Genomic DNA, 26,093 nt, shown 5'->3' with positions numbered 1-26,093 from the left:
AGAATAATAATTGGAGGATTAGGTCAGTGACAATCCGGAATTGGCTGCGTTTTTTCTTTTCGACACTTTTTCTGGGCGGAATCATTACCGGTATTTTTGGGTTTTTGATCCGGTGGAGTGAATTCCAGCCATATTTTACAGAAATGAATATAGGAGCCATTATTTCAACATTTATTTGGCTAGCAGGTGTAGGGTTTACATTCAGCGTTGTAAGCCAGGTCGGCTTTTTCGCCTATTTATTTATCCATCAGTTTGGTCTTGGGGTTTTCCGTTCCCTTTCTTTATGGAATGCCGTTCAGATCTTTATTACGATCGTTGTTCTTTTTGATTTGGTTTACCTTCGCTTTCAAAACTTTGCAGGTGAAGGGGAGAGCATTCTTCCTTATATCGGGCTTGCCATTTTCATTTTGATTGCAGGCTTGATCACCGCCTTTTTCAAAGCAAAGACGACATCGAGAACAACCTTTGTTTCTGCCTTGTTTTTCATGGTAGTCATGACGATTTTGGAATGGCTGCCGGTTTTGGCAACAAACGAAGAGAGTTGGCTTTTTTTGGTGATTTTCCCTCTGATTGCCTGCAATGCATACCAGATATTGGTGCTTCCGAAATATAACCGTTTATCGGAGGAAGACAGGGCCCGCAGGCTTGAGGCCCAAAAGAATAGGCCGGAAAAAACCGGAAAAACAAAGGCGAACCGCACGTAGGGTTCGCTTTTTCTATGGTATTAAAGTTGTTTTTACCTTTCCGTTTGAGATCATATAAGAAACGGTTACCATCTCGTCTTTGTTTTTGATAATGGCCAATACCTCAGGCAAAGCCTTGGCTGTCTGGGTGGCGGCATCTGACGCATGCATTAAAATGATATCCCCTTTCTTCACCTTGCTGACATTTTTGACGATCGCTTTGACACCGGGGTTTTTCCAGTCCTGCGAATTCAAACTCCAATGGATGACGGTCAAGCCCATGTCATCAGCTATTTTGAGCGTGCGTTTGTCAAAATGGCCTGTCGGGGAGCGAAGCAGCTCCACTTCCTGGATATCCAGCTTTTTAAAAACTTCAAGGGACCGGTCTATGTCCCGTCTTACTTGCTCATCTTCAAGTTCGGTATAATCTTCGTACGCATAACCGAGACTTCCGATTTCAAATCCCATCTCTTTTATTTTTTCAACAACTTCAGGGTGTCTTTCCGCCCAGGCGCCGGATAAGAAGAACGTTGCCGACCGGATTTTCTTTTCTTCCAGAACTTTTAAAATAGGTTCCGCCTGAACATCTCCCCATCCAATATTAAACGTAAGAGCGACTCCTTTTTCCCCTTTATAAATCGCTTTCGGCTCGTCTTTCGCAGATAAGACAGGAAACTGCACAATGGATTGGGAAAAGTAAAAGAGCGCGGTAAAAAACGAAATAATCACAATAAGGATTCCTTGTTTAATCCTTCTGCCGCTTACTGTAACAAAAAAATTCATCTTATCACCTTCATTCTTCCATCCTTGTACAATCTATGCGCAAACCTGGCTCGTATGCCTAAAAGGCCCAAACGAAATGGCGTATGAACCTATTCAATTTGGGGATAGCTATGAATACTAAAATCTTCAACGAGGTGTAGTCATGTACGGGATGCTGATTACAGAGCAGGAGAAAGAGGAGATCGTTTACCTGCTGAAACGTGAAATGGACGAAATTTTATTCGATTTAAAAAACGAGCATATTGAGCACATTGTGAAACATGCGATGGAAGAAAGGTACAAAATACTCTTTGCTCTGTTCAAGCGCGTTGCGGACCATAGGGACTGTATGAAATATATACTCCCAGCGGGGGGAGTGGGGAGAAAATCATAAAAATATATTGACATGCACTGAGCGGGATTGTTATATTTACCTCATCCATTTTTTTATAAAGAACTCTTGAATATTTTTATAAAATGATTATAATAAGAGTTGGCTTATCCATTATAAATATTCCGCAGTAGCTCAGTGGTAGAGCTATCGGCTGTTAACCGATCGGTCGTAGGTTCGAATCCTACCTGCGGAGCCATGCTTCCATAGCTCAGTTGGTAGAGTGCATCCATGGTAAGGATGAGGTCGCCGGTTCAAGCCCGGCTGGAAGCTTAGTTATATTTCGCTTTTGCCTGTTGTTTCTGTCTAACGAACCTTTAAAAGAAGTCCTCCACTTCAAGCGGCGATAGCCGGTAAGTGGGGGACTTCTTTTAGTTTGAGGGAACCCAAAAGGGATTTGCTATAGGAACACTCGTTTCCTAGTGAGATAAAAGATATAATAGAAATAATCCTTGAAAAATGAAAGCGTTTGTATTAATATAAGTTATACCTTCGATCTAGTGACGGACGTTTGCATGTCACCCATGTGAATGCCCCGCACTTTATCCGAACGGCAGGAGGATCATAAGTGTTTCCTAAAGAAGCGATTTATGTGGTTGGTGACAGTAAGACAGCATCCAACAACCCTATTATGCAGCAATATAATGCATATTTCATTGGTTTGGTTGTCGACACCAGGAATCATGAAATATTAGAAGTGGAATGTTCTTCTACTATTCCACTTACTTCCAAGTTTGTTAAATCATTATTTACCGGCAGGTTTATGCATGAGCAGGAGGAAATTATTTCAGAAATCGAAAGCCGGTACTTTGGTTCCTCGCAAAAAGCGCTGATTGTCGCTTTCAAAAATGCTCTTATTAAATATAATCAGCTTATTTCAGGTTAGCTGCTTCATTTGTTCTTCGCAAGTGAAATCCAGCTGTTAGAGAATTTTCTGTCTCTAATGGCTGGATTTTTTTATTTATTAACAAACAGAAATCTCGGAAATAAATTAAATCATTTACGTCAAACGCTATAGCGATATTGAAAACTGTCTGTTCCATCAGCTGAAAACCCTCTGCTACCTGGATCACCGTTTTGTGGACGGCCTGCATGCCGTCACCGCCTGCATTTACCTGCAGATGGTCGCCTTTAACATGTGGCAGCTGTATTTATTCAGATATTTACGGAAATATGATCAGATGAAGGACCCGCAAGTGGCCGTGGCTGAAAGAATGAGGATAGAATGTGAATTTGATCCGTGGATAATTTTTCTTATTTTGGGATTATATTGAATAATTTGTTTATTTATTTTATAATAAAATAATATTTTAAAAGGAGAGAGACTATGAACCTTTATATCTCTGTCGACATGGAGGGCATCACAGGCCTCGTCGACCACACCCACGTGGATTCGGACAAGCACAATTATGAACGAAGCCGGATCATGATGACGGATGAAGCCAACCATGTGATTGCGACCGCGTTTGACCAAGGGGCGAAGGAAGTCGTCGTCAATGATAGTCATTCAAAGATGAATAATCTTTTAATCGAAAGGCTTCACCCGGAGGCTCAATTAATTACCGGTGATGCGAAACCGTTTTCAATGGTTCAAGGACTTGATGAGACGTTTGCCGGTGCCATTTTTACCGGCTACCATGCCCGTGCAGCCCAGCCCGGAGTGATGACCCACTCGATGATTTTTGGTGTTCGCAACATGTTTATTAATGATGTGGCCGTTGGCGAGTTGGGGTTCAATGCCTATGTCGCTGGTTATTACGGTGTTCCTGTGATTATGGTTTCCGGAGATGATCAGGCAGCACTTGAAGCGGAACAGTTAATCCCAAATGTGACGACCGCAGTGGTCAAGGAAGCCATTTCCCGTTCTGCAGCCAAATCATTAACACCGGCTAAAGCAGAGGAGCTGCTAAAAGAAAAAACGGCACAAGCGATTAAGAACCGCCATCACGTTAAACCGCTGACCCCGCCTGATAAACCGTTGTTAAGCATCGAATTTACCAATTATGGTGAAGCGGAGTGGGCGAATTTAATGCCGGGGACGGAGATGGTGCCAGGAACAGCGATTGTCCGTTTTCAAGCCAAAGATATTCTTGAAGCCTACCAAGCGATGCTTGTCATGACGGAACTTGCGATGCGAACAACATTCTGTTAGGGAAGTGGTCATCATGAATACATATTTTATAAAACGCTTTGCGGCCATGATTATTACGTTATGGCTGATTATTACCGGGACATTTTTCTTAATGCATTCTGTTCCGGGATCGCCTTTCAACGAAGAGAGAACAACGAATGAAGCCATACAAAAAAACCTTGAATCTTACTATCAATTGGATAAGCCGCTCATTGTGCAGTACGGCAATTATTTAGTATCACTTGTTCAGGGTGACCTTGGACCATCTATCAAAAAACCCGGCCAAACAGTAAATGGTCTGCTTGGCAGAGGGTTTCCCGTATCATTTGAATTGGGGATGTATACGCTGATTGTGGCGATTATTTCCGGGATTGTCTTAGGGGTAGTGGCCGCCCTAAGGCATAACGGCTGGATTGACTACCTGGCAATGAGCATGGCCGTATTGGGAATCTCCATTCCGAACTTTGTCATGGCGACGGTGCTCATTCAACAATTGGCTGTCAATATCCCGATATTTCCGGTGGCGACATGGTCTAGTCCAAAACATATGGTGTTGCCAATTTTGGCCCTGGCAACCGGCCCTATGGCCATTATTGCACGGTTAACCAGGACAAGCATGCTGGAAGTGTTAACCCAGGATTATATAAAAACGGCAAAAGCAAAGGGATTGTCGCCAGCGAAAATCGTCATTAAACATGCTTTGCGAAATGCCCTCTTGCCGGTCGTGACAGTTCTTGGTTCTTTAGCGGCAAGCATTTTAACCGGAACATTTGTCATTGAAAAAATATTTGCGATTCCCGGCATGGGAAAGTATTTTGTCGACAGCATCAATAACCGGGATTACCCGGTCATTATGGGTACCACTGTCTTTTATAGTGCTTTATTAATTTTCATGTTGTTTTTAGTAGATTTAGCCTATGGATTCCTGGATCCCCGAATAAAGCTCCATAAAAAGGAGGCGAAATGATGGAACTGCGCAAACAGGAAGAGCGGGATATTTCGCCTGAAATACCTGATGAATGGTTTGTGCCGAAAGTCCATGACGAAAAGCAAGCAGAAGCAGTCGTAAGACCGAGCTTATCCTATTGGAAGGACTCATGGCATCGCTTGGTGAAAAACAAATTAGCCATGGCCGGTTTGGTTTTTCTCCTATTTCTTGCTTTACTGGCTATTTTCGGCCCGCTGTTTTCACCCTATTCTGTTGAAACGCAAAAATTAACGCAGCAAAATCTCCCTCCATCGAGCAAGTATTGGTTTGGAACAGATGACCTGGGCAGAGATGTGTTTACCAGAACATGCTATGGGGCAAGAATTTCCTTATTTGTCGGGTTTATGGCGGCTATAATTGACTTTCTGATCGGGGTCACATATGGCGGGATTGCCGGTTATAAAGGCGGACGGGTTGATAATTGGATGATGCGGTTTGTTGAAATCTTGTATGGCCTGCCTTATTTACTAGTTGTCATTCTTGTCATGGTCGTGATTGGCCCTGGTTTAACCACTATTATTCTCGCACTATCGATTACCGGCTGGGTCGGAATGGCGCGAATTGTCAGAGGGCAGGTTCTGCAAATTAAAAACTATGAATTTGTGCTGGCCTCGCAAACGTTTGGCACGAAAACATCGCGGATTATCCGCAAAAATCTTTTGCCAAACACGATGGGGCCGATTATCGTGCAAATGACGCTGACGATTCCATCGGCGATTTTTGCGGAAGCTTTCTTAAGCTTTATCGGTCTTGGCATCCAAGCGCCGCATGCCAGCTGGGGAGTAATGGCGAATGACGGTTTATCGACGATTCTGTCAGGTTACTGGTGGCGCTTGTTCTTCCCGACTTTGTTTATTTCATTAACAATGTTTGCATTTAATGTTTTAGGCGACGGGCTACAGGATGCCCTTGATCCGAAACTGAGGAGGTAGCATCATGGAGAAAATCCTGCAGGTGAAGGATCTGCATGTATCATTTAAAACCTATGGCGGGGAAGTCAAAGCCGTACGCGGTGTCAGCTTTGATTTGCATAAAGGTGAAACATTGGCGATTGTCGGTGAATCCGGCTGCGGGAAAAGCGTAACCTCGCAAAGTATTATGAGACTGATCCCAGAACCGCCCGGCAGGATTGCAGGCGGGGAAATTATATATAAAGATAAAGATTTAATCAAGTTAAAGGAGCCTGAACTGAGAAAAATCCGCGGCGCTTATATTTCAATGATATTTCAAGATCCGATGACGGCGTTAAATCCGACAATTACAATCGGTGACCAAATTACAGAAGGAATTCGCCAGCATGAGGACATTTCCCGGGATGAAGCCAAGCAGAAGGCGATTGAGATGCTGGCGCTCGTCGGCATTCCTAACCCGGAAATCCGCTTGAAACAATATCCGCATCAGTTTAGCGGCGGGATGCGCCAGAGGATTGTGATTGCGATGGCACTCGTTTGTGAACCTGATGTACTGATAGCGGATGAACCGACAACGGCACTTGATGTCACCATTCAAGCACAAATTCTCGAACTATTCCGGGATATTCAAAAGAAAATCGGTGTTTCGATTATTTTAATCACGCATGATTTGGGGGTTGTTGCACAGGTTGCCGATAGAATTGCTGTCATGTACGCTGGCAAGATTGTCGAACTCGGGTCAAGGCGGGAGATATTTTATCAGCCGCAGCACCCCTATACAAAGGGATTGCTTCAATCCGTACCGCGCTTGGATATGGACAAGGGTGACTTGATTCCGATTCCGGGAACACCACCGGATTTATTTGCACCGCCGGTTGGCTGTGCCTTTAGTGCCCGCTGTCCGTTTGCGATGGAAGTGTGCAGCCGCGTCTATCCGTTTCAATACCAGGTAAGCGACCAGCATCAAGTCGATTGCTGGCTGCAGGATGAACGGGCGAGAAAATTGGTTTCAACATTTTAACATAATATTAATTTATAAGGAGGAAGAACATGAAAAAGTTGATGATAATGTTGGCTGCCATCATGCTTCTAATTTCTTTGTCGGCATGTACAGCCAACAAGGATGCCGGCAGCAGTGAACCAAAAGACAATGGGAAAGAAAAGACCGCGGATAAGGGAGAAAAGGTTCTTTATTTAAATAATGGACAAGAGCCCACATCATTTGACCCGCCGATTGGCTTTGATGCTGTGTCTTACAATGCTTTAAACAATATTATGGAAGGGCTTACCCGGTTGGATGAAAGCCATGAGCCGCAGCCTGCAACGGCAGAAAAATGGGATATTTCCCAAGACGGTAAAACCTACACATTCCATATTCGTGAAAATGCCAAATGGTCAAACGGCGATGATGTAACGGCCGATGATTTCGTTTATGCCTGGAAACGCCTGTTGGACCCGAATACCGGTTCTGCCGCTGCTTTTTTAGGCTACTTTATTGAAGGCGGCGAAGAGTATAACGATGGAAAAGGCTCTGCTGACGATGTCAAGGTGAAAGCGATTGACAAAAAAACGTTGGAAGTAACACTGGTGAGTCCGCAGGCTTATTTCCTAAGTGTCATTGCCAATCCTTGTTTTTTCCCAATCAATGAAAAAGTCGCAAATGACAATCCAAACTGGTTTAACGAGGCCAGCACATTTGTCAGCAATGGACCGTTCAAATTGGCTGAATGGAATCATGACAGTGATTTTACAATGGTAAAGAATGACCAATACTGGGATGTCAACAATGTGAAACTGGATAAAGTTCATTGGGCAATGGTCGATGATCCAAATACGGAATATCAAATGTTTACGACAGGTGAACTCGATACAACCGATATTCCGGCGGAACTGGCCGACAAGCTGTTTAAAGAGGAAGATGTCAAGATAGAGGATCAGGCAGGACTCTATTTCTACCGCTTTAATGTAACAAAAGAACCATTCCAAAATAAAAATATCCGTAAGGCCTTCGCGTTAGCAGTTGACCAAAAGCAAATGGTTGAACTTGTAACGAAGAACCAGGAGAAACCTGCTTATGGCTTCGTTTCCTATGGATTCAAAGATTCACAAGGCAATGATTTCCGTGAAAAGAATGGCGATCTGATTAAAACCGATGCAGCAAAAGCAAAAGAATTATTGAAAGAAGGAATGGAAGAAGAAGGGTATTCAAAGCTGCCGGAAGTCACTTTAACTTATAACACACTCGACGAGCATAAGAAAATTGCCGAGGCTCTGCAGCAAATGTTTAAAGAGAACCTGGACGTTGATGTAAAGCTGGCCAACTTGGAAAGCAGCGTATTTGTAGAAGATCAAAAAGCACTGAAATTCCAATTTTCACGCAGTTCATTCCTTGCTGACTATGCCGATCCAATCAACTTCCTGGAGAACTTTATCACTGGTTCCCCAATGAACCGTACAGGCTGGAGCAATAAGGAGTTTGATCAAGTTATTAAAGCAGCAAAACATGAAAAAGATGAAGCAAAACGTTATGAAATGATGTATAAAGCGGAAAAAATCTTGTTGGATGAAGCACCAATTGTTCCAATTCATTTTTACAACCAACCATATTTACAAAATAAAGATGTCACTGGCATTGTCCGCCACCCTGTAGGCTATTTAGAATTAAAATGGGCTGAAAAGAAATAAACTTCTAAAAGGGGTGTTCGATTGGAACATCCCTTTTACCCATCTATCATAGAGTAGAAGAAAGGGGTGCATGATCTTGCCGTTTATCAAACCATTTCGTTTGCAAGAAGGGGATACCGTTGCGGTGATTGCACCGGCAAGTCCGCCGAACCTTGACAATCTTGAGCGGGGAATTGAGTTTTTACAAGGACTTGGATTAAACGTGATAAGAGGAAAAAGCCTCACTAACATAAACGGTTATTTGGCAGGGACAGATGAGGAGCGGCTGCAAGATTTACATGAAGCGTTTCTGGATCCTGAGGTTAAGGCAATTATATGTGCCTGCGGCGGATATGGTACTGGCAGGATTGCCGCCAAGATTGATTACGAAATGATTCGTCATCACCCAAAAATTTTCTGGGGCTATAGTGATATTACTTTTTTACATACAGCCATCAGGCAGGAGGCCGGTCTCGTGACCTTCCATGGTCCAATGCTTGGGTCGGATATAGGCAAGGAAGATACCCACCCATTATCGAAAAAATGCTTTCAGCAAATATTTCAGCCGACAGAATGGTCGTATACGGAAGACATTTCACCGCTTGAAGTGGTAGTGGAAGGTAAAGCGGACGGGCCGTTAGTCGGCGGAAACCTATCATTGCTAGTAAGTACACTTGGAACAAAGTTTGAAATCGACACGAAGGATAAACTTTTATTGATTGAAGATGTCAATGAGGAACCGCGCGCTGTTGACCGAATGTTGAATCAGCTTTACATGGCCGGCAAACTGGATGACGCGAGCGGGATGGTAATTGGCGATTTTGCCGACTGTATCCCGAAACGTGACTTATCGCTTGCGCTTCATGAAGTGATTGACCATTACGTAAAGCTTGCCAATAAACCGGCCATGAAGGATTTCCAAATGGGGCACTGTAATCCGCATATCGCGGTACCGTTGGGCGTTCAGGCGACGCTTGACACAACGGAAAAAAAGCTATCGGTAGATTCCGGCCTCATGTAAAGGATGATAAAGATGAAGATCGAGCAAATAGAAACGTATAGAGTGGCGGTCCCGCTTCTTAATCCTTTTAAAACAGCCTTAAGAACCGTGACTGTGGCCGAATCTGTTTTGGTGAAAATAATCTGCGATAACGGGATTACCGGCTGGGGGGAAGCACCGCCGACTGTTGTCATAACAGGCGACAGCTTGCAGAGCATCGAGTCCGCCGTTCATCTGGTGATTGCACCATTTTTGAAAAATAAAAGTCTGTTAAACTATGAACTTATTTTTCAAGGACTGAAAACAGGCATGGTTGGCAATTCCAGCGCCAAAGCTGCAGTTGATATGGCACTGTATGATTGTTTGGCGCAATATTGCAAGCTGCCGCTATACCAATTTCTCGGCGGCTATAAACAGGAACTGGAAACTGATTTTACCGTGAGTGTCAACGGACCGGAGGAGATGGCCGATGACGCGGTTTCTTATATCAATCAGGGGTTCAATGTTCTAAAGGTCAAGGTTGGTAAGGATGATATCGAAACTGACCTTGAACGAATTCGGGAAATTCGAAATCGTGTCGGGAATAAGATTAAAATCCGGCTTGATGCCAACCAAGGATGGACGGCAAAAAATGCCATCAGAGCAATCCGCAAAATGGAAGACAGCGGTTTAAATATTGAGCTGGTGGAGCAGCCGGTGAAGGCGGATGATATAGAAGGCCTTAAACAAGTGACCGATCACGTTGACACGCTAATTATGGCAGACGAATCTGTGTTCACAACGAAGCAGGCATTTCAAGTCTTGAAAACAAGAAGTGCCGATTTAATTAATATTAAGATAATGAAATCCGGTGGGATTTATCAGGCGCAAATCATCAATCAACTGGCGGAAACCTGCGGCGTTGAGTGCATGGTTGGCAGCATGATTGAAACCCATCTTGGCATTACTGCTGCGGCCCATTTTGCCGCCAGTAAGAAAAATATCACCCGTTTTGACTTTGATGCCCCGCTCATGCTCAAGAAGAACATAATCGATGGGGGAATTCAATATCAGCAGCGGTTTATTACACTTCCGGATGAACCGGGGCTTGGAATAAAACAGGTACATGTTGAAGGGGGAATTTTACATGGATAGAAGGCTTGTCAATGTTGCCGTTGCAACTGTCTGGACATCTTATGACTCACCGCGGGAAATAGATTGGGATGCGGTAACAAATCCTGTGGACATTCCTGCATGGCTTGATCGTTTAACATATGAAACAAGGTTGGGGCTCTGTAATGATGCTTTGGTACAAAGTCAAGTATTGTATGGCCAGGAGGTCATTGTGACTGAAGAGGCAAAGGGATGGGCCCATGTGATTGTCCCAGAACAGCCTTCTTCCAAAAATCCTTCCGGCTATCCCGGCTGGATTCCGATGGTCCAATTAACCCAATCCCCGGACGAATGGAATATCCACGATGGTCCGGTGGTTGTCGTTGCGAAACCGAAAGCTACACTGCATACGAATGTGGATATGGAGCTATCCTATCAAACCATCTTGCCGCTTGTATGGGAAGACGATCAGAAAGTAGTGGTAAAAACACCTGACGGCAGCCAAGGAAGATTTGACTGGAAAGATGTTATGATCAGTGAATCTTTGGACTCCCGCTATAAAGGTACAGGTCTGGACATCGTTTCCTGCGGTGAGCAATTTATTGGATTGCCCTATTTGTGGGGCGGAATGAGCAGTTATGGCTATGATTGCTCAGGTTTTAGCTATTCGATGTGCAAGGCCAATGGTTATATCATTCCCCGGGATGCCCATGACCAGGCGAAATCCGGAAAAGAGGTTGATATTGCTTCCGATTTACAACCGGGAGATTTAGTGTTTTTTGCCCATGAAGAAGGGAAAGGGAAAATCCACCATGTTGGTATTTATTACGGCGATGGAAAATTGCTTCATTCGCCAAATACCGGAAAAACGGTTGAAATCATTCCGTTAGTCGGGACAATCTATGAAAAAGAACTTTGTGCAGCGAGACGCTATTGGCTGGAGACGGAGGCTTAAGATGGGAAAGCAGGCATTACTGCAAGTAAACAATTTGAAAAAACATTTTTACCTCGGCAAGGGCGAAACTTTACAGGCTGTTGATGGAATTACCTTTCACATCTATAAGGGGGAGACGTTCGGAATTGTCGGTGAATCAGGCTGCGGGAAATCGACCGCCGGCAGAACGATCATCGGTCTGTATGACCGAACGGAAGGCGAGGTCATTTTTAAAGGTAAAAATATCCACACCATGAATCAAAAAGAGCGATACGCTTTTCACCGGCAAATGCAAATGATTTTCCAAGATCCGTATGCATCGTTAAATCCAAGGTCGACTGTCAGCGAAATTATTTCGGAACCGATGGAAGTCCATGGAATGTTTGCGAATAAACAAGATCAATTAAAGCGTGTGTATCAATTATTGGAAGATGTCGGCCTGCACAAAGATCATGCCAATCGATATCCCCACGAATTCAGCGGCGGTCAGCGGCAAAGGATAGGCATCGCCAGAGCATTAGCCCTTGATCCGGAATTTATTATCGCGGATGAACCTATTTCGGCTTTGGATGTATCCGTTCAGGCACAGGTTGTCAATTTGTTGAAACGGCTGCAAAAGGAAAAAGGGTTAACCTATCTTTTTATCGCCCACGATCTTTCAATGGTGAAACAAATCAGCGATAGAATCGGCGTCATGTATTTAGGCCATATGGTCGAATTGACGGAGAGCGACAAATTATACAATAATCCACTGCACCCATATACCCGGGCCTTACTTTCGGCGATTCCGATTCCCGACCCGGATGTAGAAGACAAACGGGAACGGATTATTTTAGAGGGGGAGCTTCCTAGCCCGATCAATCCTCCGAGCGGCTGTGTCTTTAGAACCCGCTGCCCAATGGCAATGGATGTTTGTGCGCTGGAAAAACCGAAATGGAAGGAAGTCCATTATCATCATTATGTGGCCTGTCATTTATATGATGAACAGAAAACAAACGGTCAAGATTTCACCGAGACTGCCGTTTCGAGGTAGACATGTTACATTTTTCAGGAGAAATGAAACAGTTGTTGGGAGATTTAAAAGGGAAGGCCGGGGCCGCGATTGAAATAGACAACGATTGTTTTTATTTCAATCATGAGGAGGTATTCCCCTCAGCAAGTGTTATCAAGGTTCCGATTTTAATAGAAGCGCTAAGGCAGGCGGAGAGCGCCAACATAGATGTAAATGAAAGCATCCAAATCCGCCATCGTGTCGGAGGATCCGGGGTGCTGCAGGCCCTATCGGATCAGGTTATCGTGACGGTAAAAGATCTCATGACACTGATGATCACCGTGTCAGATAATACTGCGACGAACATGATGATTGATCTGTTGGGGATGGATGCAATCAATACAACGATTAAAAACATGGGAATGCAGAAGACGGTACTTCAACGAAAAATGATGGACTTTTCGGCTATTGAGCGAGGCTTAAATAATCTGACAAGCCCCGCTGATATCGTCACTTGTTTAAAAGTTATGAATCAGGGGGATTTTTTGACGGAGAAAAGCCGAAAACTGGCATTGGAAATCATGCACGCTCAGCAGTTTCATGATAAGCTCTCGGCTATGATTGACCCGGAAGCAATCTTTGTCGCCGGCAAAACCGGCAGCCTGCCGCAGGTGGAGAATGATTGTGCGATTTTCAAATGGGGTAATAAAACGGCGTATGTGGCCGTTTTAATGGACCAGCTTGAGGATTCCTATTCGGGCAGACGGGTAATTAGCAAAATCGGTAAGTACCTTTATGATAGTTTAACGAACCTCTAAAAGAAGTCCTTCACTTCAAACGGCGATAGCCGGTAAGTGGGGGACTTCTTTTTAGTTTGGGAGAACTCAAAAGGGTTTTGCTATAGGAACACTCGTTTTCAAGCAGGCTAAGGTATAATGGAAACGGTCGAAAAAATCAGAAGGGGGGAGTGCTGTGTACAGGGCCGTCAAAACCGGTTTCCGGACCGACAAACAATCAACCACTTATTCGATATGCCGTGCACGCCAGCGGAAACCCCTCCTTCAAGCCGATTCGATCTTTAATCGGCTGAGGAGGGAAGGTTCATTGCATATAATTCTCAATTAAATAGTAAGTCCTATCTTTCGTTTCAAATGCTAGATAGTCCATTCCTCTAGCTCTTTCCCAAGCTGATTCATCTGGTATTTCATCAAAATTTTGCTCTTTCATTGCAATCCATTCAATTTGCCCTGATTTTAATTTTTCAAATTCACTTTTCGGCATCGTATCTTTTAATACGCCCCAAACCTCATTTAATAAATCATCCCATTCATCATAGTATTGACCATAAAAACCACCTGGCATATCATGTGCAGACACTTTTTTGGCTTCTTCAATTATCTTGTTCTCAAGATTATCCGACTTTTGCAAATACTCCTTTTTCAAACTATTTTCTTCGATAGTTCGCTGTTTTGTTTCCTCTTCTTCTTTTAGTTTTGCTAGTTCAATTTCCTTTTCTTCTTGCATCTTTTTCTCTTTTTGTTTAGCCAGTTCCTTTTCTTCTTGTTGTCTTTCTTCTTCTTGTTTAGCTAGTTTTTTTCCTTTTCTGTTTTCTGTTTCTTTTCTTTCTGTTTAGCTAGTTTTTCTTCTTTTTTGGCCAGCTCTTTTTCTTCTTTCTCTTTTTCTTCTGCTATATTATCCACTCTAATTAATTCACTGTTTTCTACTGCCCCGCCTGGGGCATTTACAACTATTATTTTGTTTTTATTATCAAAATAACCTTCAAACATAAATTCATGAGACCCATTTTCCGGATTGATAAATTCAATCATGAAGTTGTCGTCCTGAGTTTCGGTTAATATGTACTCAGCGGATATTGGGCTATCATTTGATTCTGACCTGTTTATTATTCTTTCTTCACCTATTTCCAGGTATGATTCTACATGACCGTTTATAACTACTTTCCAGCTTCCGATTATTTTACTTTCAGCAGAACCGCCACAAGCTGTTAAGAGTAATGCAGCAGTCATTGTCGCCAACATGATCAAACATTTTTTCTTTAAAAACATTTCTTTGGTCCCCCTGCTTATTATTTATGTATTTTTTTATAGGAAAAATGTACCACAATAGTATAGTCGTTTTTACTATAGTTCTCAAACATTTTTTTTTGGAGAATTATATCTGATTTGTGGAATGAACACGATTAACAGAAAAAAGACACATCTCCAAAGAAATGTGCCTGGTTTGATTATCTTCTTCTATATTTCTTCTTTAATTTTTCGAATGTATTGAAAGCGAATGAAGAGGAAATAGACGAGTTGGATAGCGGCGAAGCTTCCTAATACTGCTGATGAACTCTTGAATAAATTAAAATGGAACATATGCTGTAAGGCTGTGAGCGCTACAGCCCCATGGATAATCGCTACAAGAATCGGCACAAAGAATAACAAGGCCAATTGGACGGTCACTATTTTCGATAATTCTTTATCTGTAAGACCGAGCTTGCTGATGGCAGAAAATTTCCGTTTCTCGTCCTCTATGTCTGCATATAGGCGGAAATATAAGAAACTGCCTGCTGCGACAAAAAAGACGGCACCGATAAATAATCCAATAAACAGCACAGCTCCAAATCCTTGATTCATCTGATTCCAATCATATGCCAGAGAAGAAATCTTGAAATGTCCATCTGGGTCCTCCCCATGGGATTGATCTACCTTTAGTTTTTTTAGAAGGTTTTCACCTATTGTGATTGTATCTTTCCAATCTTTCAGAAAAAATGCGTAATAGGCTTCTGTGCTATTAGCTTGCATGTCCTTATATAAGTCATCAGAGACCACCAGATAATCTTCAAATGTTCGGATCAAGTTCATTGGCTGGACTGCAATTTGTTGAATGGCATGCTTTCCAAGCTGGTGGTTTGTTTGTTCCATTAAATTTGGCATCTCTCCCAGGGCATTTTTAAAATAAAGGAGAATGGCTTCATTGTCCTGAAGTGTGACTTGTTTATCCAATTGTCCAGCCACTTTAGCCAAATGGTTATACTCAGACTGTGAAACAATTGCTCGTTCAAAATGCTCCCCTTCAGGGCTTCCTGCGGATACATGTTTAATTGTTATGCCTGCTTCCTGGTAATTCATCGGGGCCAATTCTTTTTCAATTTCTTGAATATGTTCTGCTTCCTGTTGATTCCCTTCCCACGACACATATTCAAAGGCAAATGGCCTTTCTTCTACCAAGTTAGTTGTAAAAATATACCGAAAGCCGACAAGTGAGCCTATTGCAGAAAACGCTACAGTCGAAACAATCGCCACGAAGAAAAAAGCACGCGCATTATCCTTCATGCGATAAGCGAGATCCGATAAAAGAACAAGGTTTGTCTTTTTCCAAAATATATTCTTGCGTTTTTTTAACCGATTAATGGTAAATACACTAAGCTGGGTAAACAGAAAGTATGTGCCGATAATGACAATAATTGTTACCGGGATCATTGCCGCGATAACCAATACATCACGAACAAGCAAGGCAATAGCATAGCCAACACCGAGTAAAAGGGCAGCTAATATGGACAGTACGATGGAGGCCTTCGGCTCCTTTTTTGGGGTTGAGCTGCCTTTAATTAAATCAATCAATTTATTCCCTTTTAAAATAGACACGGTAAAAAAGGAAATGACAATAAACAAAATCAAAAAGGCGCTGAATGTTAACACTGCGGCTTGCCAAGGTAAATAAAACGGCAGGGCCTCCTCTAGACCCAAAATATTTTCCGCTGCCATTAAAATCAATTTTGCAAATACCACACCCACAGCTATCCCTGAGACTGTGGCAAAAAATCCAATTATTACATTCTCTAAAAAGACCATGCGACGAAGTTGCTGATTGGTCATTCCCAACATAACCATTAAGCCGAATTCTTTTTTTCGGGATTTCAAAAAGGCACTCATCGAAACAAGTACAAAAATAAAGGAGAACACATAAATAATGCTCTCGGCAAAATGCAGGCCAATGCTTACATTGGAACTAATCTCAGCCAATCCGGGATGAAAGGCAAAAATTGCATAGACAAAAAAGACTAAAACAGAAAATACACTGCTTAAAAAGTAAGCTGCATAGATTCGCTTATTACGGAAAACGTTGTTAAACGCGAATTGACGAAAGGTCACTTGAATCCCCTCCCAACAGCGATAACACGTCTATGATTTTTTGGAAAAAGGCTTGACGATTATCTCCACGGTAAATTTCGTTGAACAATTTGCCGTCTTTGATAAACACAACTCTTTCAGTATAACTGGCGGCAATCGGATCGTGGGTAACCATCATCATGGTCGTTCTGTCTTCTTTATTTACTCTTTCCATCATTTCCATCGCCGACTTTGTGGCCTTGGAATCTAAGTTTCCAGTCGGTTCATCCGCCAGCACCATTTTTGGTTTGTGAATAATTGCCCGAGCAATGGCGGTCCTTTGCGCCTGCCCACCCGATATTTCATAAATTCGCTTTTTTAAAATAGAGGAGATGCCTAGTTTGTCCGCTACAGCCGCTACCTTTTTTTCCATTATTTGAACACTTACACCCTCCAGCGTCAAAGGTAAAACAATATTTTCCTCCACTGTCAAGGTAGGGAGTAAATTGAAGTCTTGAAAAACAAAACCTAAATGTCTGCGCCGAAATAGTGCCAGTTCGTTATGTTTCATACGCAATGGGTCTTTCCCATCCACAATAATTGACCCTGATGTTGGTTGATCAATGGTAGCCACCATATTCAATAAGGTCGATTTCCCGCTCCCGGATGGTCCCATAATGCCAACAAATTCCCCTTCTTCTATGGTTAAATCAATGTCTGACAGTGCCTTGTAAGCCACTTTTCCATCGTAGACTTTACTTAAATTTTTGATTTTCAAAATCTCCAAAACAAAAACCCCTTTCTCTGTTTTTCAACTAACTTTAGTGTAAGAGGAGGGGCGGGGTTAAACCATCGCTATAGCTTTCATTTAGCTTACACTTCTGTAAGGTTATCTTCGGAAGGAGAGCTGAACACTTGTCCCTTCTCCCTGAACAGAGCTAATTTCAACTTTATGCCCTAATTTATCACATACCTCTTTTACTAAATATAAGCCCATCCCGGTTGATTCGCGATAAATCCGGCCATTTTCTCCTGTAAAGAAGGGATTGAACACTCTCTTTAAATCTGTTTTGGAGATCCCGACGCCATAATCCTGAACGGTGACAATCGTTTCATGTGGTGTATTCAATTCCGAAACCAGGACCTTCTGTCCTTTGCCGGCGGAATACTTCACCGCATTGGTAATGAGCTGATTAAAAATAAATTTCAGCCATTTTTCATCTGATTCCACGATTGTGGGAGATACCCGGTTTTCGGGATACACATGATTTTTTATAAAAAGGCGCTTATTTTCACGGATTGCCTCTTCAATAACAGTTTTTAACATAACGGGCTCTATTTGAAAATCTTGTTCAAACACTTCTAATCTCGCCGCATATAAGACCATTTCCAGCCCTTTTTCCAGCTTATCTTTCTCTTCGCGAATACTTTCCAGACGCTCGTCTTCACTTTCTTGCGTTATTAATTCAATGACGGATAAGGGGGTTTTCATTTGATGAACCCATTGATTAATAAAGGTCAGGTGGTCATTGCGCTTTTTTTCCTGCAGGTGCAAATGATTTAAATAGAGTCGATACTGCTTTTGGAGCAACTTTCCAAGTGCTTGGGAAAGCGGCGTAGTATCCAACATTTCAAATGCTTCATCCATTTTATTGACCGTAACTGTCAATCTTTCATAAAACTTACGGTTGGAAATATAGCGAAACACTAAATAAACAGTGAGAATTAAGCATCCCAAGAAAAGCGAATAGACTATCAGTGAAAGTTTATGATACCCATCAAGCCAATAAACTAATAAAACCACTGCCATCTGTACAACATTCATGACAATCAGTGGGAAATGGTCTTTTATAAATAATTTCATGATGAAAGCTCCCAATTTGGGATCAGCCGGTATCCAGCTCCCCTTACCGTTTCAATTGCCTGGCCAATGCCCAATTCCTGAAGCTTTTTCCGAATACGGGTAATATTCACATTCAATGTATTTTCATCTACAAAAGTTTGGTCATCCCATAATTTTTCCAGGATCGTTTCGCGGGAGACGACACGAGGTGAACGCTCCATTAACATTTCAAGCAGAACTGTTTCTTTTTTTGTCAGAGAAATGGTGGACCCTTCTTTGGCAGCTTCCATTCTTTCCACAAAAAGAGTCAGCCCCTTCAATTCAACCATGCGTTCCTTGCCCTTAAGCGCATATTCCCCGTAAGCCCGGCGGAGGCTGCTGCGAATCTTCGCCATCACCACTTCATAGTGAAAAGGCTTTGTAATAAAATCATCGCCCCCATTTTCCAATGCCATGACTTGATCCATTTCTCCTGATCGAGCGGAAATAAAGAGAATTGGACACGTAGAGATTTTCCGAATCTGCCGACACCAATAATACCCATCAAAACTGGGCAAATTAATATCCAGTAGGACCAAATCGGGGTTTACCGATTCAAAACACTCAATGATTGCATCAAATTGTTCCGTTATCACAGCATCATAGCCGTATTTTTCAAGATGATTTTGCAGCAGTTTTGCAATTTTTGGATCGTCCTCTATGATTAGAATTTTTGCCATTTGCATTCATCCTTCTTCAAGTAAAGAAATGATTCGATCAAGAACATAATAAATATTATACATAATGAACAAGCCTATTATTAGCAATACGGACGCTTTTGGGCGTGGGAGTGTCAAATGGCGGCACCGTTGTTAATCCGGGGCAGGTGGACTTTTGAACAAATAAATTGAAACGGGGCTTCCATATTGTTGGGAGCCCCGCAATCAGGTTTAAACCGTTTACCACCAGCCACAGCCGCCTACAAAGGCAGCACCTACAATGACTAAGAGGATGAACAGAACAACAACAAACGCAAAACCACCACCGTAGCCTACACCTGCACTCATGTAAAGGCACCTCCTCAGGGTTATTGATTATTATTTTATGTAGTTAAAGGTCCCAAGTGCAGAAGAGTTGGGATTCCAATTAAAAAATGTGCTATTTCACTATATAGTCGATCACGAAAAATGGCGCTGCGAACATTTTCTAAAAAACATCTAAAAATGTGTTGACAAGCCAGCATGCTTTAACTTATACTCTGTATTGTGCTTAATAAACGGCCCCTTGGTCAAGCGGTTAAGACACCGCCCTTTCACGGCGGTAACACGGGTTCGAATCCCGTAGGGGTCATTAGAAAGGCGAAAGGCGAAAGGCGTCACTGACGCCTGCAGCTGGACATTAATAAAAGCAAGAGCTCACGTTAGCACGTGACTGACCGAGCGCATGAAGCTGACACAGTAATGCACCGCTCATTACAATTTTAATAGCGGATGGCATGCTAAGAGCGCGATATCTTGTCGCAACGCATGCACTTGCACATTCTATTTCGGAGGATTAGCTCAGCTGGGAGAGCACCTGCCTTACAAGCAGGGGGTCGGCGGTTCGAACCCGTCATCCTCCACCACTTAAAATTATGGCTTGCCGGCCTAGCTCAATTGGTAGAGCAACTGACTTGTAATCAGTAGGTTGGGGGTTCAAGTCCTCTGGCCGGCACCATTTTTTATTTTGCCTTTTTTGAGGTGGGGTAGCGAAGTGGCTAAACGCGGCGGACTGTAAATCCGCTCCCTCCGGGTTCGGCGGTTCGAATCCGTCCCCCACCACCATTTACATAAAGAGGAATATAAAAAAAGATTATCGGGTAATATACTTAATGTGTTTTTAATCGATGGGCTATAGCCAAGCGGTAAGGCATCGGACTTTGACTCCGTGATCGTTGGTTCGAATCCAGCTAGCCCAGCCAAGAGCCATTAGCTCAGTTGGTAGAGCATCTGACTTTTAATCAGAGGGTCGCAGGTTCGAATCCTGCATGGCTCACTTTTTTATTTTCCTATCCGAGGGGCCTTAGCTCAGCTGGGAGAGCGCCTGCTTTGCACGCAGGAGGTCAGCGGTTCGATCCCGCTAGGCTCCATTTTTTAAAAAGCCTTGTTTAGACATAAGGCTTTTTTTCTATTTGGCGTCATTGAAGCGGGCGGTTAAATGTAAAACAACGCTGATTAAGGGAGCGAGGGTTTTGTTTCATAGAGCGATTTTGAGCGCAATGATCTGATAAGGTCAATGCCTCCCGAACAGAGAGGCAAAGAGGAAACTCGGTAGGCAAAGAGGGTCAATGCCTCCCGAACAGAGGGGCAAAGATGAAACTCGGTAGGCAAAGAGAGTCAATGCCTCCCGAACAGAAAGGCAAAGAGGAAATTCGGTAGGCAAAGGGAGTCAATGCCTCCCGAACAGAGGTGCAAAGAGGAAATTCGGTAGGCAAAGGGAGTCAATGCCTCCCGAGCAGAGAGTCAAAGAGGAAACTCGGTAGGCAAAGAGAGTCAATGCCTTCCAACCACCGGTTCTCCTCCAATTTATCTCATCAAGATCGTCAGTCTGTACGTCGCTAAACGAGCGCCTCCGCTTTTCTGCTGTCCAGCTCCAGCGCCTAGCCCCTCGAGGTCATAAGCCAATTCCCTGTGGTGGCTGAAGTACTGCCTCCTCGGGAATCGGCTTATGCTTGTCGGGGCTGAACAAGGCGCTTCCGCTTTTCTGCATATATATTCACTTTTTTGTCCAGTTGAGTCATTTGTGGTTCCCGGGATAGAATATAGGCATTAATGTTGGTGAAGGAGCGAGCCTATGAGAAAGAAACTTTCGATTGTCGGGGTGCCCATGGATCTGGGTCAGATGCGAAGGGGCGTCGATATGGGGCCGAGTGCCATGAGGTATGCGGATGCGGTTAAACGCTTGGAGCGCATAGGTTATGTGGTTGAGGATATGGGAGATATTCCAGTGGCTCATATAAATGAGGACAAAAATGCCCAGCCTTCTTTAAGGAATTTGAAAGCGATCACAAAGGCGGCCTCCCATTTGGCCGACTGTGTAGATTCCATTATAAAAAAAGACAGTTTTCCGCTAATTCTGGGGGGCGATCACAGTATTGCAATCGGAACGCTTGCAGGTGCGGCGAAACACTTCCACAATCTGGGCGTGATCTGGTATGATGCGCACGGGGATTTAAACACGGATGAAACGTCTCCTTCGGGGAACATCCACGGTATGCCGCTTGCTGCCAGCCTTGGCTTCGGACATCCCGAGCTGACAGGTGTTGGGGGATTCCATCCAAAGGTAAAACCTGAAAATGTTGTTATCATCGGGGCGCGCGATCTGGATCAGGGTGAAAGAGGTTTGATTAGGGAGCATTCCATCAAGGTATATACGATGCATGAAATTGACCGTCTGGGAATGACAAGGGTGATGGAAGAAACCATTGCTTACTTGAAAGAGAGAACAGACGGCGTCCATTTATCCCTTGATTTGGACGGTTTGGACCCCCATGATGCCCCTGGTGTAGGAACACCGGTATTGGGCGGCATCAGCTATCGCGAGAGCCATTTGGCGATGGAGATGCTCGCGGAATCGGAACTCATCACTTCAGCGGAATTTGTGGAAGTCAACCCCATTTTGGATGAAAAAAACAAGACAGCGGAGGTGGCTGTCGCGTTGATGGGATCTTTATTTGGAGAAAAGCTTTTGTGAAAAAATCCTTTTTAAAAAAGCAGCAGCTCATTTACGAACTGCTGCTTGCCTGTTTCTGCTCAAAAAGATGATATTTATTTAATAGCTGGTCCAATTGATCGCTTAAATATACGACGCGTTCATCCACGAAGGACCGGGACAGTCCCAATTCAACCATTTCTTTTCTTCTTTCCTCGATTTTCCTTAACAACATTTCCTGTTCCCTGTTCATGATCCATCCCTCGCAAAGTGATTGTTTATAACTGTTTAACCATTTTTTTAAAGATTAAACCAATTTCACTACCTAAGTAAAAATTTGTTATGATAGAAAAGATGATTAAATTTGAAACTTTATTTTAAACAGAACGTATATAAAGGGAACCGCGCAGGCGGGAGGGTTAAATGAGATGGATAAGCTGGTGAATCAAAGAATCAGGCAAGTTTTAAAAGGCGATCAGGAAGCATTTGGGGAAATCGTAGAGCTATATAGAGACAGGATCTTTTCCCTTTGCTACAGGATGCTTGGCAATCGGCATGAAGCGGAAGATATTGCACAGGAGGCGTTTGTCCGGGCCTATGTTAATATCGAAAGCTTTCAGATCAACCGCAAGTTTTCCACATGGCTGTATAGAATCGCCACCAATCTTTGTATAGATCGGATAAGAAAGAAAAAACCTGATTATTTTCTGGATGCTGAAATTGCAGGAACAGAAGGATTGACTTTATATTCACAATTGGCAGCAGCAGGAAAAACGCCTGATGCAGAAGTTGAAACGTTGGAACTTCAGGAAATTGTGCAAAATGAAATTTTGCGATTGCCGGATAAATACAGATCGGTCATTATACTCAGATACATTGATGACCTCTCGCTGAATGAAATCGCGGAAGTGTTGGAAATGCCGCTTGGCACTGTGAAAACAAGAATTCACCGCGGCAGGGAAGCACTTCGCAAGAGATTGCACAATATGTGAGAAAGGTGAGAAGGAAATTGAAGGCTTGTTCAGAAGAGATCGTTCTCTATATGCAGGAATACATGGACGGGGATCTGACACAAGATAAAGAACGTGAATTGAAGGATCACTTGCAAAAGTGCCAGGCCTGTCAAACACATTTTCAAGAATTGAAACGAACAGAAGCATTGGTGAAAAGTGTCTCCCGAATCTCAGCTCCCGCTCACTTTACAAATCAGGTCATGGCCCGCCTCCCGAAAGAAAAGAATATGGTGGGAGTCAAACGCTGGTTCAGACATCATCCTATGCTGATCGCCGTATCAGTATTCTTTTTATTAATGGCAGGAAGCCTTGTCAGCGGATGGAATGATGACCAGAAGTTTGCCTTCACGAAAAAACCTAATATCATCGTGGAAAATGACACAGTAATTGTTCCTGAAGGCGAAGTGGTCGAAGGGGATCTTGTTGTTAAAAACGGGGATCTCAGGATAGAAGGCCAAGTGGATGGGAATGTTACCATTATTAATGGAGATAAATACATGGCTTCTGCAGGGAACGTGACTGGTGATATAGATGAAATTGACGAAGTGTTCGAATGGATTTGGTATAAGATGAAAGAGGGCGGAAAAAAGGTAGGCCAATTATTCAAATGATTTTATCGGGGCTGCACATGCAGTCCTTTTTTGATAAAATTTTTCAAAATGAAACTGCATTGGCATATTGGCGGCAAATGCCTCCGGATTATTTTTATGTTATAATAAGTTAGTTATAATTGGTTTGCCTGCAACAATGTCTGCGCTTAAAAAATAGATGGAGGAAAGATTATGTCGTTTGCCGACCTTTCTATTATGGACTACTTGTCCCGCATAGTGGATATTTTCCTCGTTTGGTACGTTATATATAAGCTGCTTATGATTATACGCGGTACAAAAGCGGTGCAGCTTTTAAAAGGTATTTTTGTCATCATTATTGCACGGTTTGTCAGTGAATACCTTAATCTACATACGCTGAGCTGGATATTGGAAAATGCCATTACCTGGGGTTTCCTGGGGATCATTATCATATTCCAGCCTGAGCTGAGACGCGCCCTTGAACAACTTGGACGCGGAAGTATTTTTACAAGAGGCGGCATCCAGGAAGAAGAGGAATTGCATCAAAGAGTGACTGCGATTACAGAAGCCATCAGCTACATGGCAAAGCGCAGAATCGGGGCCTTGATTTCTATCGAACGTGAAACAGGCATGGGCGATTACATAGAAACCGGGATTCCGCTCCACTCTAAGCTGACCTCTCAGCTGCTGATCAATATCTTTATCCCCAACACGCCATTGCATGATGGGGCCGTCATTATCCAAAGGGATCAAATTGCCGCGGCCGCCTGTTATCTTCCTCTTTCCGAGAGCCCGTTCATTTCCAAGGAGCTTGGTACAAGACACCGGGCAGCGGTGGGAATCAGTGAAGTGACGGATGCCTTGACGATTGTCGTTTCCGAAGAAACAGGCCATGTATCCGTGACACAGCACGGTGAACTGTATAGAGATTTGTCTTCAGAAGAATTTCAGGAACTTCTGGAAAAGGAATTGGCCAAACAGACTTCCTCAACACTTTGGAAAAGAAAGGGGAAGAAACAAAATGGATAAATTCATGGATAATCCCTGGTTCGTAAGAATTGTCGCCATGGCGCTGGCCGTGCTTCTTTTCCTGTCAGTGCAGGACTTGGGGAACAAAAACGGAGCATCCAGGCCTAACGGAATGGAAAGCAATGAGGTGGAAACCATTACCGACGTGCCACTGGAGAAATACTTTGATTCCGAAAATCTTGTCGTAACCGGATTGCCTGAAACGGTTAATGTAACGATTGAAGGCCAAAGAAGATTTGTCGAAGCGACAAAGCGGCAAAGAGATTTTTCCATCTATGTGGATTTATCTGATTTAAGCATTGGTAACCATCGTGTTCCCATTTTATATAAAGATTTTTCCGAGAAGCTGAAGGTACAAGTGGAGCCTGTCTATGTGGAGGTCTCCATCCAGGAAAAGGTGACAAAGGACTTCACCGTCGAGCCCGAATTCAACAATAATATATTGGCGGAAGGATTTGAAGCTGAACTTCCGATTGTCGAACCGAACAAAGTCCAAATCACCGGCGGAAAAGAAACCCTTGAAAAGATTTCTTATGTGAAAGCATCCATTGATGCAAGAGGGCTGATTACAGACACCATTAAACGGGACACAAAAGTGACTGTCCTGGATCGCGAATTGAACAAGCTCGATGTGTTTGTCGAACCTGAGTATGTAACAGTGACCGTCCCGGTAAATAATCCGAGAAAGACTGTTCCGCTTAAAATCAAGCAGGTCGGATCTTCGCCTGAAGGCACTGTCATCAAGCGGATGGAAGGTGATATTGAAGAGGTCATGATTTTCGGGCGGACGGATATTTTGCAAAAAGTCGATGAAATAGAAGCGGAAGTGGATGTCAGCAAAATAACCAAAGATGAAGAATTGGATGTACCGATTATAAGGCCCGATGGGATTAATAAAATCACCCCTGAAATAGTCAAAGTGAAAGTCGTGACAGACAAGGCCAAAAAAAAGAGTGAAGAAACAAGTTTGAGTGAAGTGCCCATTGAAAGCAAGGGCTTGGCGGAAGGCTTGGATGTTGAGTTTTTATCGCCCGAGGATGGAGCTGTATCCATCAAAGTGGAAGGCAGCAAGGATCAGTTGAAAAAGGCTCAGGAGAGCGCGTTTGAAGTGTTTATGAATATGGAAGGCCTCCAGGCAGGGGACCATGAAGTGAACCTCGAAGTGAAAGGGCCGAAAGATGTCAAATGGGAGCTTTCAACAGAAAAGGCGAAGGTACGGATAAAGGAAAAAGAAACTGTTTAAACAAGAAAAGCGGAAGCGCCTTGCCCATCGACGTACAGACTGGAGTGCCTCCGACGAGATAAAGG

Annotated in this window: 28 protein-coding genes and 9 tRNA genes; 28 read left to right on the top strand and 9 right to left on the bottom strand. The window is 43.3% G+C overall.

Going from position 1 to position 26,093, the window contains the following annotated elements; genetic code table 11:
- Positions 1-26 precede the first annotated feature (26 nt).
- Positions 27-704: a KinB-signaling pathway activation protein gene (locus tag FS666_RS04550; RefSeq protein WP_144460793.1), complete on the top strand. Its 678-nt coding sequence runs from the start codon at positions 27-29 to the stop codon at positions 702-704.
- Positions 705-716: 12 nt separating this feature from the next.
- Here the strand turns inward: FS666_RS04550 and FS666_RS04545 are convergent, their stop codons facing one another.
- The gene (locus FS666_RS04545; protein ID WP_144460794.1) at positions 717-1,466 is read right to left on the bottom strand and encodes a polysaccharide deacetylase family protein; all 750 of its coding nucleotides are present in this window, start codon (positions 1,464-1,466) and stop codon (positions 717-719) included.
- 142 nt (positions 1,467-1,608) lie between these two features.
- Here FS666_RS04545 and FS666_RS04540 point away from each other — a divergent pair, with 142 nt between their 5' ends.
- The 15 genes from FS666_RS04540 to FS666_RS04470 all read left to right on the top strand — a co-directional run bounded on the left by FS666_RS04540 (position 1,609) and on the right by FS666_RS04470 (position 13,365).
- Complete coding sequence (locus FS666_RS04540) at positions 1,609-1,839, top strand: hypothetical protein (protein WP_144460795.1); 231 nt, start codon at positions 1,609-1,611, stop codon at positions 1,837-1,839.
- 121 nt (positions 1,840-1,960) lie between these two features.
- Positions 1,961-2,035, top strand: a tRNA-Asn gene (locus FS666_RS04535).
- A 1-nt stretch (position 2,036) separates the two neighbouring features.
- Positions 2,037-2,109: transfer RNA gene (locus tag FS666_RS04530), tRNA-Thr, on the top strand.
- A 295-nt stretch (positions 2,110-2,404) separates the two neighbouring features.
- Entirely contained in the window at positions 2,405-2,722 is a 318-nt protein-coding gene (locus tag FS666_RS04525) for a DUF3870 domain-containing protein (protein ID WP_120070039.1), read from the top strand.
- A gap of 193 nt (positions 2,723-2,915) precedes the next feature.
- Positions 2,916-3,110: a hypothetical protein gene (locus FS666_RS20010; RefSeq protein WP_144460796.1), complete on the top strand. Its 195-nt coding sequence runs from the start codon at positions 2,916-2,918 to the stop codon at positions 3,108-3,110.
- 53 nt (positions 3,111-3,163) lie between these two features.
- Entirely contained in the window at positions 3,164-3,988 is an 825-nt protein-coding gene (locus FS666_RS04515; protein WP_144460797.1) for a D-aminopeptidase DppA, read from the top strand.
- A 13-nt stretch (positions 3,989-4,001) separates the two neighbouring features.
- Positions 4,002-4,934 carry an ABC transporter permease gene (locus FS666_RS04510; protein WP_144460798.1) on the top strand — a complete coding sequence of 311 codons (933 nt, stop codon included), beginning with the start codon at positions 4,002-4,004 and terminating at the stop codon, positions 4,932-4,934.
- Positions 4,934-5,887 (top strand): ABC transporter permease, encoded by a 954-nt coding sequence (locus FS666_RS04505; RefSeq protein ID WP_144460799.1) that lies wholly within the window; start codon positions 4,934-4,936, stop codon positions 5,885-5,887. The genes FS666_RS04510 and FS666_RS04505 overlap by 1 nt, the downstream gene beginning before the upstream one ends.
- 4 nt (positions 5,888-5,891) lie before the next feature.
- A complete protein-coding gene (locus FS666_RS04500) occupies positions 5,892-6,887 on the top strand; it encodes an ABC transporter ATP-binding protein (protein WP_144460800.1) in 996 nt (331 codons plus the stop codon).
- 29 nt (positions 6,888-6,916) lie between these two features.
- A complete protein-coding gene (locus FS666_RS04495; RefSeq protein WP_144460801.1) occupies positions 6,917-8,551 on the top strand; it encodes a peptide ABC transporter substrate-binding protein in 1,635 nt (544 codons plus the stop codon).
- A 70-nt stretch (positions 8,552-8,621) separates the two neighbouring features.
- A complete protein-coding gene (locus FS666_RS04490; RefSeq protein WP_144460802.1) occupies positions 8,622-9,551 on the top strand; it encodes a S66 peptidase family protein in 930 nt (309 codons plus the stop codon).
- Positions 9,552-9,563: 12 nt separating this feature from the next.
- Positions 9,564-10,664, top strand: coding sequence for a mandelate racemase/muconate lactonizing enzyme family protein (locus tag FS666_RS04485; RefSeq protein ID WP_144460803.1), 1,101 nt, complete (start codon positions 9,564-9,566; stop codon positions 10,662-10,664).
- Positions 10,657-11,577 carry a C40 family peptidase gene (locus FS666_RS04480; protein WP_144460804.1) on the top strand — a complete coding sequence of 307 codons (921 nt, stop codon included), beginning with the start codon at positions 10,657-10,659 and terminating at the stop codon, positions 11,575-11,577. Before FS666_RS04485 ends, FS666_RS04480 begins: the two co-directional genes overlap by 8 nt.
- A 1-nt stretch (position 11,578) precedes the next feature.
- Positions 11,579-12,589: an ABC transporter ATP-binding protein gene (locus FS666_RS04475; protein ID WP_120070074.1), complete on the top strand. Its 1,011-nt coding sequence runs from the start codon at positions 11,579-11,581 to the stop codon at positions 12,587-12,589.
- A gap of 23 nt (positions 12,590-12,612) precedes the next feature.
- Positions 12,613-13,365, top strand: coding sequence for a serine hydrolase (locus tag FS666_RS04470; RefSeq protein ID WP_186306458.1), 753 nt, complete (start codon positions 12,613-12,615; stop codon positions 13,363-13,365).
- Between the two features lie 283 nt (positions 13,366-13,648).
- Here FS666_RS04470 and FS666_RS04465 read toward each other — a convergent pair whose 3' ends face one another.
- From FS666_RS04465 to FS666_RS04435, 7 genes are all read right to left on the bottom strand, one after another.
- The gene (locus FS666_RS04465) at positions 13,649-14,071 is read right to left on the bottom strand and encodes a lysozyme inhibitor LprI family protein (RefSeq protein WP_144460806.1); all 423 of its coding nucleotides are present in this window, start codon (positions 14,069-14,071) and stop codon (positions 13,649-13,651) included.
- Positions 14,072-14,133: 62 nt separating this feature from the next.
- Positions 14,134-14,613, bottom strand: a complete 480-nt coding sequence (locus tag FS666_RS04460) for a hypothetical protein (protein ID WP_144460807.1) — start codon at positions 14,611-14,613, stop codon at positions 14,134-14,136.
- A 189-nt stretch (positions 14,614-14,802) separates the two neighbouring features.
- Complete coding sequence (locus FS666_RS04455) at positions 14,803-16,704, bottom strand: ABC transporter permease (RefSeq protein ID WP_144460808.1); 1,902 nt, start codon at positions 16,702-16,704, stop codon at positions 14,803-14,805.
- Positions 16,679-17,443: an ABC transporter ATP-binding protein gene (locus FS666_RS04450; RefSeq protein WP_144460814.1), complete on the bottom strand. Its 765-nt coding sequence runs from the start codon at positions 17,441-17,443 to the stop codon at positions 16,679-16,681. The genes FS666_RS04455 and FS666_RS04450 overlap by 26 nt, the downstream gene beginning before the upstream one ends.
- Positions 17,444-17,551: 108 nt before the next feature.
- Complete coding sequence (locus FS666_RS04445; protein WP_144460809.1) at positions 17,552-18,526, bottom strand: sensor histidine kinase; 975 nt, start codon at positions 18,524-18,526, stop codon at positions 17,552-17,554.
- The gene (locus FS666_RS04440; protein ID WP_144460810.1) at positions 18,523-19,224 is read right to left on the bottom strand and encodes a response regulator transcription factor; all 702 of its coding nucleotides are present in this window, start codon (positions 19,222-19,224) and stop codon (positions 18,523-18,525) included. The genes FS666_RS04445 and FS666_RS04440 overlap by 4 nt, the downstream gene beginning before the upstream one ends.
- 219 nt (positions 19,225-19,443) lie before the next feature.
- Complete coding sequence (locus FS666_RS04435) at positions 19,444-19,551, bottom strand: YjcZ family sporulation protein (protein ID WP_120070095.1); 108 nt, start codon at positions 19,549-19,551, stop codon at positions 19,444-19,446.
- Positions 19,552-19,762: 211 nt separating this feature from the next.
- On the opposite strand from FS666_RS04435, the gene FS666_RS04430 reads away from it, so the two are divergent.
- The 8 genes from FS666_RS04430 (at position 19,763) to rocF (ending at position 22,216) form a co-directional block, all read left to right on the top strand.
- Positions 19,763-19,834, top strand: a tRNA-Glu gene (locus tag FS666_RS04430).
- Positions 19,835-20,032: 198 nt separating this feature from the next.
- Positions 20,033-20,108 (top strand) — tRNA-Val (locus tag FS666_RS04425).
- Between the two features lie 16 nt (positions 20,109-20,124).
- A tRNA-Thr gene (locus FS666_RS04420) sits at positions 20,125-20,200 on the top strand.
- A 22-nt stretch (positions 20,201-20,222) separates the two neighbouring features.
- A tRNA-Tyr gene (locus tag FS666_RS04415) sits at positions 20,223-20,307 on the top strand.
- Positions 20,308-20,370: 63 nt separating this feature from the next.
- Positions 20,371-20,444: transfer RNA gene (locus FS666_RS04410), tRNA-Gln, on the top strand.
- Between the two features lies 1 nt (position 20,445).
- Positions 20,446-20,518, top strand: a tRNA-Lys gene (locus tag FS666_RS04405).
- A gap of 21 nt (positions 20,519-20,539) precedes the next feature.
- Positions 20,540-20,612 (top strand) — tRNA-Ala (locus tag FS666_RS04400).
- A gap of 704 nt (positions 20,613-21,316) precedes the next feature.
- Positions 21,317-22,216 carry an arginase gene (rocF, locus tag FS666_RS04395; RefSeq protein WP_144460811.1) on the top strand — a complete coding sequence of 300 codons (900 nt, stop codon included), beginning with the start codon at positions 21,317-21,319 and terminating at the stop codon, positions 22,214-22,216.
- A 31-nt stretch (positions 22,217-22,247) separates the two neighbouring features.
- On the opposite strand, the gene FS666_RS04390 is transcribed toward rocF, so the two are convergent.
- Positions 22,248-22,427, bottom strand: coding sequence for an aspartyl-phosphate phosphatase Spo0E family protein (locus tag FS666_RS04390; RefSeq protein ID WP_120070105.1), 180 nt, complete (start codon positions 22,425-22,427; stop codon positions 22,248-22,250).
- 175 nt (positions 22,428-22,602) lie between these two features.
- Between FS666_RS04390 and sigW the strand changes: the two genes are divergently transcribed.
- The 4 genes from sigW to FS666_RS04370 all read left to right on the top strand — a co-directional run bounded on the left by sigW (position 22,603) and on the right by FS666_RS04370 (position 26,028).
- Entirely contained in the window at positions 22,603-23,166 is a 564-nt protein-coding gene (sigW, locus tag FS666_RS04385; RefSeq protein ID WP_120070108.1) for an RNA polymerase sigma factor SigW, read from the top strand.
- Positions 23,167-23,183: 17 nt separating this feature from the next.
- On the top strand, positions 23,184-23,798 hold the full coding sequence (locus FS666_RS04380) for an anti-sigma factor family protein (protein WP_120070255.1): 615 nt from the start codon (positions 23,184-23,186) through the stop codon (positions 23,796-23,798).
- A 171-nt stretch (positions 23,799-23,969) separates the two neighbouring features.
- Positions 23,970-24,785, top strand: coding sequence for a diadenylate cyclase CdaA (gene cdaA, locus FS666_RS04375; RefSeq protein ID WP_144460812.1), 816 nt, complete (start codon positions 23,970-23,972; stop codon positions 24,783-24,785).
- On the top strand, positions 24,778-26,028 hold the full coding sequence (locus tag FS666_RS04370) for a CdaR family protein (protein WP_120070114.1): 1,251 nt from the start codon (positions 24,778-24,780) through the stop codon (positions 26,026-26,028). Before cdaA ends, FS666_RS04370 begins: the two co-directional genes overlap by 8 nt.
- The last annotated feature ends 65 nt before the right edge of the window (positions 26,029-26,093 follow it).

The sequence above is a fragment of the Siminovitchia fortis genome (assembly GCF_007681465.1).
In the GTDB taxonomy this organism is placed as follows: domain Bacteria; phylum Bacillota; class Bacilli; order Bacillales; family Bacillaceae_C; genus Siminovitchia; species Siminovitchia fortis.
The sequence above is the reverse complement of the archived record's forward strand: the minus strand, read 5'-3'. Positions and strand labels throughout refer to the sequence as shown.